General features: G+C 35.5%; 13 protein-coding genes. 5 read left to right on the top strand and 8 right to left on the bottom strand.

Features of this window, described 5'->3' with window-relative positions; genetic code table 11:
• The 4 genes from IGJ50_RS12860 to icd all read left to right on the top strand — a co-directional run bounded on the left by IGJ50_RS12860 (position 1) and on the right by icd (position 7,379).
• Positions 1–1,392, top strand: coding sequence for an oxaloacetate decarboxylase subunit alpha (locus IGJ50_RS12860; RefSeq protein ID WP_429950765.1), 1,392 nt, complete (start codon positions 1–3; stop codon positions 1,390–1,392).
• 595 nt (positions 1,393–1,987) lie between these two features.
• Entirely contained in the window at positions 1,988–4,696 is a 2,709-nt protein-coding gene (gene acnA / locus IGJ50_RS12865; protein ID WP_429950766.1) for an aconitate hydratase AcnA, read from the top strand.
• A 269-nt stretch (positions 4,697–4,965) separates the two neighbouring features.
• Positions 4,966–6,108: a citrate synthase gene (locus IGJ50_RS12870; protein ID WP_207120753.1), complete on the top strand. Its 1,143-nt coding sequence runs from the start codon at positions 4,966–4,968 to the stop codon at positions 6,106–6,108.
• Positions 6,105–7,379 (top strand): NADP-dependent isocitrate dehydrogenase, encoded by a 1,275-nt coding sequence (gene icd, locus IGJ50_RS12875; protein WP_429950768.1) that lies wholly within the window; start codon positions 6,105–6,107, stop codon positions 7,377–7,379. The genes IGJ50_RS12870 and icd overlap by 4 nt, the downstream gene beginning before the upstream one ends.
• Before the next feature lie 104 nt (positions 7,380–7,483).
• Here the strand turns inward: icd and IGJ50_RS12880 are convergent, their stop codons facing one another.
• The 7 genes from IGJ50_RS12880 to IGJ50_RS12910 all read right to left on the bottom strand — a co-directional run bounded on the left by IGJ50_RS12880 (position 7,484) and on the right by IGJ50_RS12910 (position 12,541).
• A complete protein-coding gene (locus IGJ50_RS12880) occupies positions 7,484–7,684 on the bottom strand; it encodes a cold-shock protein (protein ID WP_010760878.1) in 201 nt (66 codons plus the stop codon).
• Between the two features lie 488 nt (positions 7,685–8,172).
• Entirely contained in the window at positions 8,173–9,303 is a 1,131-nt protein-coding gene (locus tag IGJ50_RS12885; protein WP_429950770.1) for a hypothetical protein, read from the bottom strand.
• A gap of 918 nt (positions 9,304–10,221) precedes the next feature.
• Positions 10,222–10,407, bottom strand: a complete 186-nt coding sequence (locus tag IGJ50_RS12890) for a hypothetical protein (RefSeq protein ID WP_429950772.1) — start codon at positions 10,405–10,407, stop codon at positions 10,222–10,224.
• Between the two features lie 852 nt (positions 10,408–11,259).
• On the bottom strand, positions 11,260–11,619 hold the full coding sequence (locus IGJ50_RS12895; RefSeq protein WP_429950773.1) for a hypothetical protein: 360 nt from the start codon (positions 11,617–11,619) through the stop codon (positions 11,260–11,262).
• Between the two features lie 131 nt (positions 11,620–11,750).
• The gene (locus tag IGJ50_RS12900; RefSeq protein ID WP_069638683.1) at positions 11,751–12,041 is read right to left on the bottom strand and encodes a hypothetical protein; all 291 of its coding nucleotides are present in this window, start codon (positions 12,039–12,041) and stop codon (positions 11,751–11,753) included.
• Positions 12,028–12,204, bottom strand: a complete 177-nt coding sequence (locus IGJ50_RS12905) for a hypothetical protein (protein ID WP_157804616.1) — start codon at positions 12,202–12,204, stop codon at positions 12,028–12,030. The genes IGJ50_RS12900 and IGJ50_RS12905 overlap by 14 nt, the downstream gene beginning before the upstream one ends.
• Complete coding sequence (locus tag IGJ50_RS12910) at positions 12,191–12,541, bottom strand: hypothetical protein (protein ID WP_207120760.1); 351 nt, start codon at positions 12,539–12,541, stop codon at positions 12,191–12,193. The genes IGJ50_RS12905 and IGJ50_RS12910 overlap by 14 nt, the downstream gene beginning before the upstream one ends.
• Positions 12,542–12,743: 202 nt before the next feature.
• Here IGJ50_RS12910 and IGJ50_RS12915 point away from each other — a divergent pair, with 202 nt between their 5' ends.
• The gene (locus tag IGJ50_RS12915) at positions 12,744–13,517 is read left to right on the top strand and encodes a CPBP family intramembrane glutamic endopeptidase (protein ID WP_069638682.1); all 774 of its coding nucleotides are present in this window, start codon (positions 12,744–12,746) and stop codon (positions 13,515–13,517) included.
• A 55-nt stretch (positions 13,518–13,572) separates the two neighbouring features.
• Here the strand turns inward: IGJ50_RS12915 and IGJ50_RS12920 are convergent, their stop codons facing one another.
• A complete protein-coding gene (locus IGJ50_RS12920; protein ID WP_207120761.1) occupies positions 13,573–14,580 on the bottom strand; it encodes an IS30 family transposase in 1,008 nt (335 codons plus the stop codon).
• Positions 14,581–14,619: the final 39 nt, after the last annotated feature.

Genomic DNA, 14,619 nt, shown 5'->3' on the forward strand with positions numbered 1-14,619 from the left:
ATGACAAAAAAAATCCTTTTTACAGAAACGGTCTTGCGTGACGGTCAACAAAGTCAAATTGCTACACGAATGCCGACAAGTGATATGTTGCCGATTATTCAAACATTGGATGAGGCAGGCTATCACGCGTTAGAAATGTGGGGTGGAGCTACTTTTGATGCTTGTATTCGTTTTTTGAATGAGGATCCTTGGGAACGTTTAAGAGCGATTCGAAAAGTCGTCAACAAGACAAAACTACAAATGCTTTTACGTGGACAAAATTTACTTGGCTATAAAAACTATGCCGATGATGTTGTTGAAGCCTTCGTTCAAAAATCAATTGAAAACGGCATTGACATTATTCGTATTTTTGATGCCTTAAATGATACAAGAAACTTGCAAACAGCGATTGAAGCAACGAAAAAATTTGGTGGTCATTGCCAACCGGCGATTTCTTATACAACAAGTGAATTTCATACAATTGACTATTTTGTCGGTTTAACAACGGAACTAGAGAAGATGGGGGCTGACTCGATTTGCATCAAAGATATGGCAGGGATCTTAACACCTGATGACGCCTACCGTTTAGTTTCTGAAATCAAGAACAAGATTCAAGTGCCTTTAGAAGTTCACACGCACGCAACCAGTGGTATTTCTGAAATGACTTATTTAAAAGCTGTTGAGGCTGGGGCTGACATTATCGATACGTCGATTTCATCGTTCTCAGGTGGAACGAGTCAACCAGCAACAGAATCAATGGCGTTAGCATTAGAAAATTTAGGCTATAATACTCATCTAAATATGAAAAAAGTAGCAGAAGCGGCTGACTATTTTAACCCGATTCGGGATAAATTTAGAGAAGCAGGAGTCTTGAATCCTAAAGTTAAAGATACCGAACCAAAGACCTTGATCTATAAAGTACCTGGTGGAATGCTATCGAATTTATTGAGTCAATTAACAGAGCAAGGATTAGCCGGTAAATATGAAGAAGTTTTAAAAGAAGTACCGAAAGTTCGTGCTGATCTAGGCTATCCTCCACTTGTCACCCCTTTATCACAAATGGTCGGCACACAAGCTGTAATGAATGTGATCAGCGGAGAACGCTACAAAATGGTGCCAAAAGAAATCAAGGATTACGTCAAAGGACTATATGGAAAACCGCCAGTTGCGATTTCAGAAGAGATGACGAAATTAATTATTGGAGAGGAAGAAGTCATTACGATTCGACCGGCTGATCTATTAACACCAGAGCTTGCCAAATACGAAAAAGAAATCAAGCAATATGCAAGATCAACTGAAGATGTTTTGATGTATGCATTGTTCCCACAACAAGGAAAAGATTTCTTAGGCAGAAGAGAAGATCGCTTCTATGATGTACCAACACAAGAAGTGAAAGTTACGTTCGACCTTTAAGTAAAAGCGTTACAAAATCAATTGATTTTGTAACGCTTTTATTTTACTTTGGAAAGAATTCATCATAAAAATAAAAAAATTTTGGCTGACATGAAAGCGGTAAAAATTACTTGAAATAGCTGAAATATGACTTAGAAAATGTCAGTTGTTCAATTATAAAATAGCTTGAAAATAAATGTGTATAAAATTAGAAAACAGTGTGTTAATTGTGTGTTTTAGCTAATTTTGTTTGTAGAAACCTTAGGTAATATCGATTGAAAGCTTTAAATTCAATGATTTCATTCATTACACAAATATTACGCTATTATGTTAGTTAATATAACTTTTCTCATTTTTTAAAAGGTTTACAATTATTTACAATACGATTATAATGACTAAAATCAAGTTTATATTTAAGCTAGAGATCAATTTTTTTCTTTTTGGAAGTGTATACAATTGATATGAATTTGAAATGCTTAACATTACAAGGAAAAATATATTCGCGTCAAAAAACATCACACATATATTTTTCAAATGGAGCTGGAAGAATCAGTATAGCTTTTATATTAGCTAGCTTCACAGGCTAGTTCAGCATTTATATTTAGGAGGGATGTTTTTGATTACAACTAAGCAATCATCAGAAAATTTTTTTGAAATGAATCATCAAAAGTACCGATATTATTCATTAGCTTCGCTAGAAACAGAGCAGTCTTCATTTATTTCAAAGTTGCCATTTAGTATCCGCGTCTTATTGGAATCAATCATACGGCAGAAAAATGGTACGGGGATTACGCAAGAACATATTGATAATTTAGCTAAATGGTCTTCAAAACATGAGTCTAAAGGTGAAGTCCCCTTTAAACCAGCGCGAGTGATTCTTCAAGATTTTACAGGTGTTCCTGCTGTTGTTGATTTAGCCTCTTTGCGAAAAACAATTGCTGATTTTGGCGGTGACCCATCTAAAATAAATCCTGAAGTTCCTGTGGATCTTGTTGTGGATCATTCGGTACAGGTAGATGTAGCAGGTATCAAACAAGCACTGCAACTGAATATGAAAATGGAGTTTCAACGAAATCAGGAACGATACAAGTTTCTTAGTTGGGCGCAAAAAGCATTTGATAATTATCGTGTTGTTCCACCAGCAACTGGAATTGTACACCAAGTCAATATTGAATATCTAGCAACCGTTGTGACACAAAAAAATCAAGAAAATGGTACGATTTTACTGTATCCTGACACATTAGTAGGAACGGATTCTCATACTACTATGGTCAATGCATTAGGCGTTTTAGGCTGGGGTGTTGGTGGAATCGAAGCAGAAGCGAGTATGCTTGGGGAACCGTCTTATTTTCCTATCCCAGAGGTCGTGGGTGTCCGTTTTGTCAATGAATTATCTTTTGGGGCAACGGCAACAGATTTGGCATTAAAGGTGACACAAGTGTTGAGAGAACAAAAAGTTGTTGGGAAATTTGTAGAATTCTTTGGCTCAGGTTTGGTAAGTTTAAGTTTAGCTGATCGGGCAACTGTGGCAAATATGGCTCCAGAATATGGTGCAACGTGTGGCTTTTTCCCTGTAGATGATGAAACGATTCGTTATTTGCGATTAACAGGAAGAGAAAAAGAAGCAGTAGCCGTTACCGAACGCTATTTAAAAGAGAACCAATTGTTCTATGATCCAATCAATGATATAGAACCAGCTTATACAAAAGTTATTGAAATCGACTTAAGTAAAATACAAGCCAATCTGGCTGGACCAAAAAGACCACAGGATCTAGTGCCTTTAACAGAAATGAAAACCGCCTTTGAAGAAGTTGTAAAAGCTCCAGCGGGACTGCAAGGATATGGATTATCTAAGGCACAGCGGGCGCAAAGTGTTGCGTTAGAGCTAGACGGTGTTCACCATCAATTAAAACCAGGAGCAGTAGCAATTGCAGCAATCACTTCCTGTACAAATACGTCTAATCCATACGTGATGTTAAGCGCAGGCTTGGTAGCCAAAAAAGCTGCAGAGCTTGGCTTACAAGTACCTAATTATGTAAAAACTTCTTTAGCGCCCGGTTCAAAGGTTGTGACAGCCTATCTTGAGAAGGCTGGTTTATTACCATACCTAGAGCAGCTAGGGTTTCACTTAGTTGGGTATGGGTGTACGACCTGCATCGGTAATTCTGGCGCACTAAAATCAGAAGTTGAAGCAGTGATTAAAGATAATGACCTTCTAACAGCGGGTGTTTTAAGTGGCAATCGAAATTTTGAAGGTCGGATTCATCCGCTTGTTAAAGCCAATTATCTGGCTTCTCCGCCATTAGTGGTTTTATATGCATTAGCAGGAACTGTCGACATCGATGTAATGAAGGAGCCTATCGGTCTTGGAGAAAACGGAATACCTGTTTATTTTAATGATCTATGGCCTTCTAGAGATGAAATTAAGGAATTGATCGATACATGTGTGACACCAGAGCTATATAAACAGGAATATGCAAGAGTTTTTAGTGACAATGAGGAATGGAACCATATTGAAACGAATGCTGAAGCGTTGTATGGTTGGGAAGAAAGCTCTACTTATATTGCTAATCCACCATACTTCACAGGAATGACCAAAGAAAGAGAGTCTAGAAAACCATTAGAAAAATTAGCTGTACTAGCGAAATTTGGTGATTCGGTGACAACAGACCATATCTCACCTGCTGGAAGTATTCAAAAAAATAGTCCGGCAGGTCAGTATTTAATTGATCGAGGTGTTGAAGTCCGTGAATTTAACTCTTATGGTGCTAGACGTGGACACCATGAAGTAATGATGAGAGGGACGTTAGCGAATATTCGAATTCGGAATCAATTAGTGCCGGAAATTGAAGGTGGCTATACCATTTTTGGCCCAACACAAGAAAAAATGGCCATTTATGATGCTGCGATGAAGTATCAAAAACAGGGAACGAAGCTAGTTATTTTAGCCGGCGATGATTATGGAATGGGATCATCTAGAGATTGGGCTGCTAAAGGAGTTCAGCTTTTAGGTGTTGAGGCAGTCATCGCAAAAAGTTATGAACGTATCCATCGTTCTAATTTAGTCATGATGGGTGTTTTACCATTGCAATTTAAACATGGAGAAGATGCGGATAGTTTGGGTTTAACAGGAACTGAACTATTTGACATCGCTATCGATGAAACAAAAGGAATTTTAGATGATGTAACGGTCACTGCGACTAAACCAGATGGAGAGAAAATCATATTTGAAACTATTCTGCGTTTTGATTCAGCTGTTGATATCACTTATTATCAGCATGGCGGCATCTTGCCAATGGTGATTCGTAAAAAGCTTCAAAGCTAGTTTAGTCTAAGAAAAATAGGAGATGCGACAATACGATACGAAGGTTGTTATTTTACGTCTCTCAAGCTGTGCGGGTCAGCTTTTCAGAAAAAAGATAAAAAGTGAGAGTGACAAAAAGCGTCACAATTATTTTTCCTATTTTTCTGTCAAAGCTAAACGAACCCACTACGCTTTTGTTTTGAAACACAGTGAATAAAATGAACTGATGTTGAAAAGTACAAGGTGCAGCATAACGGAACGTTGTTCCCTATATACGAGGAGGAATTTGGATGGAGATTCATAAAGGTTTAGATGGTGTTGTTGTTTCTGAAACAAAAATCAGTTCAATTGTAGAAAATCAACTATTGTTTGCGGGATTCAATATTGATGATTTAGTTGCTGAAAATGTTCAATTTGAAGAAGTGATCTATCTTTTATGGTATTTGAGAATTCCAAATTCGCTAGAACTAAAGAAATTTAAACAAGATCTAGCGCTAGAAATGCAAATTTCTGATACGATCATCACTTGTTTGAAAATCCAAACGCGTCAAAATCTTCATCCAATGAGTGTTTTGCGTTCGACGATTTCTCTTTTAGGTGTATTTGATCCAAATGCTGAATCAACAGATGAACGATCGATCTATCATCAAAGCATCGCATTGCAAGCAAAAATGCCGACAATCGTTGCGGCCTATGCACGACTAAGAAAAGGCCTAGATCCAATTGCCCCTCGAAGTGACTTATCGATTGCAGAAAATTTTCTTTATATGCTGACAGGAAATGAAGCGGATCAGGTACAAGTAGACGCGATGAATCAAGCACTGGTATTGCATGCAGATCATGATTTAAATGCAAGTACATTTACTGCTAGAGTTTGTGCGTCTACATTATCAGATGTTTACTCTTGCATTACAGGTGCAATAGGTTCTTTAAAAGGGCCACTTCATGGTGGAGCGAATGAAAAAGTCTTTGATATGTTAGAAGAAATCAATTCAGATAATCTAAATGTAGCGGATTATTTAAACCAAAAGCTTGATCGTAAGGAAAAGGTCATGGGATTTGGACATCGCGTTTATAAAACAGAAGATCCGAGGAAAAAACATCTGAAAAAACTGGCCAAAGAGCTAACGACTATCACCAAAAAAGAGCAGTGGTATTTTTTATCTTGCCAAGTGGAACGCTATTTGAAAGAAACAAAAGGCTTGATTCCAAATGTCGATTTTTATTCTGCTACAGTTTATCATTGTTTGGATATTGATAGTGATTTATTTACATTGATTTTTGCGATGAGTAGGGTTTCTGGTTGGCTAGGTCATGTCAATGAGCAGAAAAAAGAGGATTGTTTGATCAGACCTCGTTCCCATTATATTGGACCAAAGCAGTTAAAATATAGTGACATACAGACCATACATTCAGGAGGAATGGAAGCATGACAAATGGAGAAAAAGTTGTTTTTGAAAATGGAAAATTAGTCGTTTCAAATTTTCCAATCATTCCTTTTATTGAAGGTGATGGGATTGGACCAGAAATTTGGCAAGCTGCTAAAGAGGTATTTGAAGCTGCTGTGCAAAAAGTATATCAAGGGAAACGTAAAGTGGTTTGGCAAGAAGTTTTAGCCGGAGAAAAAGCATTTAATGAAACGGGGAGTTGGCTTCCCGACGAAACGTTGGATACGATCAAGACCCATCTGATCGCCATCAAAGGACCGCTTACAACTCCGATCGGAGAAGGATTTCGTTCATTGAACGTTACGTTAAGACAAGAGCTGGATCTATACATTTGTTATCGACCAGTGCGCTATTTTGAAGGGGTCCCGTCGCCATTAAAACACCCAGAAGCAACGGACATGATGATTTTTAGAGAAAACACAGAAGATATTTATGCAGGAATTGAATTTTCATCGGAAAGCCCGCAAGCAATCAAGCTGATCCATTATTTAAAGCAAGAATTCGGTGTAAATAAAATTCGTTTTCCTGAAACTTCTGCAATCGGCATCAAGCCAGTTTCTAAAGAAGGAACCGAGCGCTTAGTTCGTGGAGCGATCGAGCATGCTTTAACACACAAACGTAAATCAGTCACACTCGTTCATAAAGGGAATATCATGAAGTTTACAGAAGGTGGCTTTAAAAAATGGGGATATGCTCTAGCTGAGAGAGAATTTGGAGACAAGATTTTTACATGGGAAAAATATGGAGAAATCAAAAATAAATTTGGAAAAGCTGCGGCTGATCAACAATTAAGCGAGGCAGAAAAAGCAGGGAAACTAATTATTAAAGACCGAATCGCTGATATCTTTTTACAAGAAATTTTACTTCATCCCGAGAAATATGATGTCATCGCGACCTTGAATTTAAATGGAGATTATATTTCTGATGCATTAGCGGCTCAAGTTGGTGGGATTGGTATCGCACCTGGAGCAAATTTAAATTTGGAAACAGGTCATGGCATCTTTGAAGCAACTCATGGAACGGCACCAGAATTTGCAGGATTAAATCAGTTGAATCCATCCTCCTTATTATTATCAGGTGTATTGATGTTTGACTATTTAGGCTGGAATGAAGTGAGTCAGTTGATTACAAATAGCATAGAAGAAGCCTTGATAAACAAGACGGTAACAAAGGATTTTGCAGATCAAATGATAGGAGCAACGTTATTGAGTTGCTCAGGATTTGGCACAGAGTTAGTGCGATTGATCATGAAGTAAATGAAAAACAAGTTCAAAATAAGCCATGTTTGAACTTGTTTTTTTGACAATAAAAAAACCTGACGAATCTTCGTCAGGTTTTGAATTTACTAATGTTAAGTTGATTATGCTTTGTTAACGTTAGTAGCTTGAGGACCACGTTGGCCTTCTTCAACGTCGAAAGTCACTGCTTGACCTTCTTCTAAAGTTTTGAATCCGTCGCCTTGGATAGCTGAGAAATGTACGAATACATCGTTACCATTTTCTGCAGTGATAAATCCAAAACCTTTGTCTGAGTTAAACCATTTTACTGTACCTGTTTCCATAATAAAAATCCTCCTTGTGATAAACACATATTTTGCAATTACTTGAAAGGTGAAAATGTGGAAGATGTTTATTTGAAACAGCTACACATATATTACCGAACAAAAACTACACTCTTAATATACCATATTTAACGCTACTTGACTAGTAATATCTCTCTTTAAACTAAAAATTTGTTAAGAAATAGAGATTAATTGTCAAAAAAAACTTATTTCTGTTATAGTATAGGAGTATTGAGCGTTAAATATGAAAGTAATGATAGATTTATATTGTAGAAATCTATTCCGAAGGCGCAGCCGTGGAGCTGCATAGATTTGAAAGTAGGAAGGGTTCAGATTGTTTAGATGAGAATAAGGTTATCCTTACTAATAGATAGTTTTACATGGTTTTATAGCTAACAAAATATTTAATCAACTTAATTAAAGAGCCACTCGACAAATTTGTCGAGTGGCTCTTGTCCATTATTCTACTCTAGCTAGATGTTATTCGTTTAATAACGTAGCACGGCTAATAACGATTTTTCATCAGGAGCCACTTTTTGATCTAATACAAAAACGTTCCCGCCAGTTTTAAGAACATTATCGGTAATTTTGTTCAAGACTTTGCGACGATCAAACTCTTCTGTGGACATCTCTGTTGTTTCATTAACAAGATTAGCCGTTGAAATAAAGAAGTGTGAGATTTTACCTTCATCTGATGCAGGTACGATATCAACAAGTTGATCGACAAATTTTTTGTCTAATAAGTGATTGTAACTAGCTGTTTCGAGCGCTTCTAATTCTTGATTGATCTTCAATGCTCCTTTTTCTATCTCTTGAAAAGAAACCTGTGCAGGAGATAGTGTGATAGAAGCATCAGTCACTAAATAAGGATTTTTAGCAATTTTTTTGAACAAGGTTTGATTTTCTGACAGCGCATATAACCGGATTGGCAGATTATCAGAGTTTACAAATGTATCTTTCAAATAGTTATCGATTGCTTGGTAATAATTTGTCCAGTCGATTTTGACTTCTTCATCTTTCGTATTAACACCGTGATAAGCGACGCCTTCTTTAGAGGAACCATTGTAGCCAGCTCCACCTTGAATAGAATAATTCATACTACCGCCCGTTAGCTCGTCACCTAATGTGCTGACTAAATCGGTTGGTGCATCTTCTGGTAAAGCTACAGCAGTCACACGATCCTTCTCAACGAGATAAAGTTGCATAGAATCTCGGTTCAAAGCCATTAAGTAATAACGATAATTAAATTGATTATTTTTAATGATACCTAGGAGATAAGGTCGATCATCAACATAGTATTGATTGTCTACAGGGACACTTAATCGGTGAATAAAAATGTCCTTCTCGCTAATAATGATGGATACACTTTTAGTAGCATTTCGCCAAAATGAAGAGTCTGCCAGCAAGGCATCGATTTTCTCTTGAAAAGGTGCCCAAGTTAGCTCTGTATATTTTTTTTCAAAACGAACTTTCGCTGCTTTGGCAAAATTTTTAAGGGCTAGAGAATCTTTTTCGACATCTTGATGCGCGACATGAGTATTTAGAATAAATGTTACAAAGGGACCTTGAACTTCGTCAGAGAATAGAACAGATAAATTGTCTTTTTCTTGATCTAGCATAATACATTCCTCCTAAATTTTAAAGCGGAACAAATCGGTGGATCCTTTAGAAAGTTAGCATGAAAACGTTGGTTGTTTCATTGAAAGCTTATTTACGTTCTAAAGGATTGATTTGGACAGCTATCTATAATTTAAAAACTGAATTTCAAGGAGCAAGATAATGATTGAATACATTTCATTGCTACTAATAAAAGTGTAGCACAGGCATAAAAATGTTGGAACTAATAAGATTTGAAAGAATAAGAACTAAATGAAAACGCAAAAAGTTACTCTATGAGTAATTCCTCATGATTTTTTTATGAAATACAAAATGGGCGTTCATTTTCATTTTAAATAGAGATGCTAATATGTCCTCATGCCAATTATCCCGAATTGGTTTTTCATACTTACTCCTACCAAGAGTAAATAACAACCTTCATTTCCACCACAGACGACGGTCGTGGTGGTTTTTTTGTGTTATTAAAAGCTAATTTTAACGACTTTTGTTTATGTTTAGTAGTTATTTTATACTTGTTTATTTATTTGCCAAAAATTACTTTCCCACAAATTTTCCAAAGTAAAGGATAAAAAAATTAAAGCCTATCAAGGATTTCACCGAACATATCACTTGTTTCAGTTTCTTTGTTTTTCAATAGGAGAGAATACGCATCTAATGTTGTGGTAATTTTCTTGTTGCCTAATCGTTCCGATACATATTTTGGATATGCTCCTTCAGCAAGTAAAAAAGGAGCATGAGTGTACATCAAATCATGGGTAGTGATATTTCTTATTAAAGTCTTTTTATTTTAATCATTTATTGTAGTGATGATTCTGTCGAAAGCATATCGAGCATTAACCGGACTATATGGATTAAGTATAGAGCGTGGCTAATCAAGACTGAAAATATGTATAAAGCTATCTGAAGATAGCCAGAAATTATTATTTCTTTTTTTGTAAAAATGCAATGATGAAGAATAACATTGGGAATAGGATTGCGCTAAGAACGGTACCAATATTGTATGCAAATGGGTCTGTTGGACTAGTTAATGAACCATTTAGAAATCGGTAAATTGAATTAACAGTAAATAGAATACCAATAACAAAAGCGGGTTTACATTTAATCATACTTTCACCTCCGTAAAAAAGTATATCAAATAAAAAAAATACACAACTTCATAATCGGCTAAATCACCAGTTAGAATTACTAAATGAGGTGGAGTGAATACAGTTACTCGGCTTCCTTTAAAAGCTCATTTGCATGACTGCGACTAATGATAATTAGGGACAGTAATGGATTTAAAACGCAATAACTCATACCTGTAACTGATATAAGAGTGGTTTCAATTAGACGAGAAGAGTCTGGGATACCGTTGAAAATGTACATCATGAAGAATAACAAAAATAAGGGAACCGAAAATATTATTAAAAATATAAATAAAATAGCAAGAAAGAAAAACTGATTATACTTTAACAAAGTATAGAAAATTGAAAGCCAAGTCAACGCTCCTATTACTAGCGTCAAATTAAAGATAGAGATTCCTGAATATAAAGAGACTGTGCAAAATAGAAGGTTAACAAGAAATATGGAAATGTATAAAGATCTATTTAACAAAATATAACAACTCCTTTATGCATTAATTATAGCATAAAGTGGTCGTTTTAAATGATTGAAAGTGTAGATGAGGATTGAGATGCAGTTGTGAATTACAACCAAGAAGGACCTTTATCAACGAGAGACTATAAATGCAAAGGTGCTCTTTACCTTGACCTCATCCAAACAGCCGAAAAACTGCAGGTGGTTGAAAATAAAAAAGAGCCCGATTAAAGGCTCTTAAGGGAATTAAATCCATGCTGAATAAAAAATTGACGTTTTTTCAATTACATTTTCACTAGTTCCAAATCTCGAAACTGGCAGTTTATAACTATATCTGTAAGTAATTTTAACAAGTCTGTGCATTTCGTTATTGTAAAAATTTGTTACGCTAATATTTCCATCAGTATCAAGTATTTCTTCTGATGGCACATCAATCCACTCTGAATCATCCGCATATAAGAAGACTTTATCTGAAATGTCATATCAAAAACAGCAGGTTCTACAGAATTTCCATTAGGATCAGTCACATTGGTAATAGCTGATTTAGGGTCGAATATACGGTCTTTTAGGTTGGCTGAAGAGATGACTTCCAAACTAGCTTTGTCATCTACTTGTCGCGAGCTTGAACCGATTAAATCCTTGATGTCAATAGCGCCAGTCGCCAATGCAACCGTTGTGCCAGCAAGTAAAACAACTAAAGTACTAAGAACAACAAGAATACCAACAAATTTCTTTTTTAACATAATTTAACAACCTTTATAATTTATAACAAAATTATATCGTAAATATATGACAAAAGATATAAAAAGTAACTTAATGGAAAGGAATGGATAAGGATGAAAGTAAGGACGAATATCACTAAGGAAAGTAGGGATCAAGCTATGCTTGTCATAGGTTTTAAAACAAACTCACGAACAAAGCTGTCAGGATTTTTAACAGTAAATTTCTTGATCACAAATTGCTTGCGATCGTTGTAATGACCAAAGGTAGCAAGTTCAAACTTTCCGTCCTCAAGAAAAAGAATAAGGTTAGCTAGTTCTTTTTTGCTGACTAAGCAATTTATGTCAGCAGAAGGAGTGTGTAGTGTGAAACGCACTAGCATACTAGGGAATGACTTTATAACTCTAATCTTGTCAATTACACCTACATAACTATTTTTCTGCATAATATTTGTCCTCCTCAGCGTTTAAATAAAAAACAAATTTATCTAATCCAACATTGTTAATTAAACGTTGGCCACAACCCCATATATAATTTTGGAACTCCTTGTAAGTTGGTAGTCTAGCCTCATATTCATCAATTAAATTCATCATGTCACTTCCGTTCATCGTAATTCCACTGATCAAATATATATTCCACACGCCTTGTTTCCATTTTGAAATCAGTCAGTTTATAGTTTTTTTTACTCGATAAAGTCAAATATTGATAGGGATCGGTATATTCTAAAACAAGAAAGTGGTCGATCTTTTCAAGCGGGAATGCTGCTAAATAGTCTTTTTTCTTTATCTTAGGAAATGACCATAGATTATAAATCGTTCCCTCTATGTATAGGCGCTTAGAGGACACTTTGTGAAATGGCACAAGTTGTAACGAGTAAAAGTATTGTGCTGGTCGTAGATGCTCCTTTAAATGTACTGTTTTTACATATCTCATTTTCATCACCATGCCTTTTGCTCAAGAATATTATACGAACAATTGTTCTGTTTGTCCACTAGAATTATCAAATTAAGTGCAACATTTGATTTGTAGGCTAGAATTTCCTCAAGAATTCAGTCCTAAGTCTCACATTTTTTAAATCTGATTATGATAAAATACTAGAAGGAAAATAAAACATAATAAAAAAATTACTTAATTAGGAGATTTAATTATGAATTGGAAAAATTTTTTTAGAACTATTGTAGTAATGTGGGGAACTTTTTTACTCTATAAAACAGTTACGTTAAGTCTCTTGTATACTCTACCAAATTTACAAAGTAAACCTTACTATGAATTTATTTATTTCTTAATCGTAACTGTAATTTCTATCTTTATTGTTAGATTGGCTAAAAATTTATTTGGTATTGAAATAAATTTCTCTCCAGTAATCAAAAAGCGTAAGAAGACTATCTTTATTTTCGTGATTCCTTTTATTCTTTATGGAATTGATTTTATTGGTGGAATTGCTGATATTTTTAGACAACCAATCTACCTTATCATCGTCTCTTTTGCTAGTGCGTTAGGTGCAGGCCTATTCGAGGAAATAAGGGATAGGGGGTTTGGTACTATAGGATTTAATAACTCTTTCCCTAATTCAAAGTGGAAACCCCTAATAATTGCCTTTTGTACTTCATTTCTATTTTGTACGACACACTATTTAAACTTACTGATGCCAATAGCTCCTTCTCTGGAGGCTGTAAATCAACAAGTAATTTATACTTTCTTCCTAGGCATGGTTTTTTCTGTGCTATCAATGAGAACAGGTACAATATTTTATGCTATTCTATTTCATTCTATGAATAATCTGGTCCCTTGGACACCTACATCAGATTTGTCCTCTGTTAGCTCGTGGTCTAACTTACTTATTATATATGGGCTAGTTCCTCTTCTGTACACACTATGGTGCTTGCGGCCAAGTAAAGAAATTCAAATTAATAATTCATAAACATAGAAGGTAAAAAAATCCTATTGATTTATGTTGGGAAAAATTTAGAAATCATTTAGTAATCTCGCTTAGTTAAAAATAATGACTTATTATAAAATATCTCATAAGGTGTTTTCCAATTTAAGCATTTTCTAGGTCGATTATTTAACTTATTAGCGACAGTCTCAATATATTCTTCTGAGATAGGTGTCATATCTGTACGCTTTGGTAAGTATTCACGTATCAATCCATTTGTATTTTCATTTGTTCCACGTTGCCATGGAGACCAAGGATCTACAAAATAACAATCAATACCGCACAATCTACTGAAATACTTGTACTTTGCAAATTCTGGTCCCCTATCTGGCGTAATAGTTTTGCGTTGCTTTTTATTTAGAGGAGACAATAATTTTACAATCATATCCCGTAAACAAATTGAATCATTTTTAGGAATTCTCCCAGTTAGTAAAAACCGAGATTTTCGATCAACTAATGTTACAAGACAGGATTTTCCTCGGTGGCCCAATACAGTATCCGCTTCCCAGTGTCCCAGTTCTTCTCGATTTTCGGCTTTTATTGGGCGTTCATGTATCGTTTTCACATCAGTAAATCTTCCACGACGATCACCGATTCTTTTATTCACTGATTTTCTTCCTTTTCGTCGCAGTATTTTTCGAGCTCCAGGGCTTCCTTCTGGAAAAACCTGATCAAATAGACCCTTGTAAATAGAGCGATAAATAGTAGGATAGCTGATAATAGATTCATTATTCTCTAAGTTAATTCTATTCGCTATCTGTTCTGGAGACCATTGCTCTTCAAAAAGTAGTTTACGAATGATTTCTTTGTAAGGTGACTGATCCAAAATTCTCTTTCTCCCGCATTTCTGCTTGTTCTTATGATACGATTTTTGTGCTAGAGAAGGAGAATATGTTCTAAACTTTGTAGTATTCCTTTTAAGTTCCCTCATAACAGTTGACGGACTTCTTTTGATCAAGCGCCCAATTCTACGAATAGTAAATCCAAAACCATGATAAAGAAAAATCATTTCCCGCTCGCGTATAGTAAGGTGTGTGTATGAAGTCACAACTGAATACCTCCTAGTAGATATAATTCGTCAACACCA

This window comes from Enterococcus sp. AZ101 (assembly GCF_050499005.1).
In the GTDB taxonomy this organism is placed as follows: domain Bacteria; phylum Bacillota; class Bacilli; order Lactobacillales; family Enterococcaceae; genus Enterococcus_L; species Enterococcus_L ureilyticus.

What these genes read in the sequence shown, in the direction of transcription:
- IGJ50_RS12880 (WP_010760878.1), bottom strand. Translation starts at nt 7,684, where the DNA reads ATGGAAACAGGTACAGTAAAATGGTTTAACTCAGACAAAGGTTTTGGA.
- IGJ50_RS12895 (WP_429950773.1), bottom strand. Translation starts at nt 11,619, where the DNA reads ATGTTAAAAAAGAAATTTGTTGGTATTCTTGTTGTTCTTAGTACTTTA.
- IGJ50_RS12905 (WP_157804616.1), bottom strand. Translation starts at nt 12,204, where the DNA reads ATGAACGGAAGTGACATGATGAATTTAATTGATGAATATGAGGCTAGA.
- IGJ50_RS12890 (WP_429950772.1), bottom strand. Translation starts at nt 10,407, where the DNA reads ATGATTAAATGTAAACCCGCTTTTGTTATTGGTATTCTATTTACTGTT.
- IGJ50_RS12900 (WP_069638683.1), bottom strand. Translation starts at nt 12,041, where the DNA reads ATGCAGAAAAATAGTTATGTAGGTGTAATTGACAAGATTAGAGTTATA.
- IGJ50_RS12910 (WP_207120760.1), bottom strand. Translation starts at nt 12,541, where the DNA reads ATGGTGATGAAAATGAGATATGTAAAAACAGTACATTTAAAGGAGCAT.
- IGJ50_RS12885 (WP_429950770.1), bottom strand. Translation starts at nt 9,303, where the DNA reads ATGCTAGATCAAGAAAAAGACAATTTATCTGTTCTATTCTCTGACGAA.
- icd (WP_429950768.1), top strand. Translation starts at nt 6,105, where the DNA reads ATGACAAATGGAGAAAAAGTTGTTTTTGAAAATGGAAAATTAGTCGTT.
- IGJ50_RS12860 (WP_429950765.1), top strand. Translation starts at nt 1, where the DNA reads ATGACAAAAAAAATCCTTTTTACAGAAACGGTCTTGCGTGACGGTCAA.
- IGJ50_RS12915 (WP_069638682.1), top strand. Translation starts at nt 12,744, where the DNA reads ATGAATTGGAAAAATTTTTTTAGAACTATTGTAGTAATGTGGGGAACT.
- IGJ50_RS12870 (WP_207120753.1), top strand. Translation starts at nt 4,966, where the DNA reads ATGGAGATTCATAAAGGTTTAGATGGTGTTGTTGTTTCTGAAACAAAA.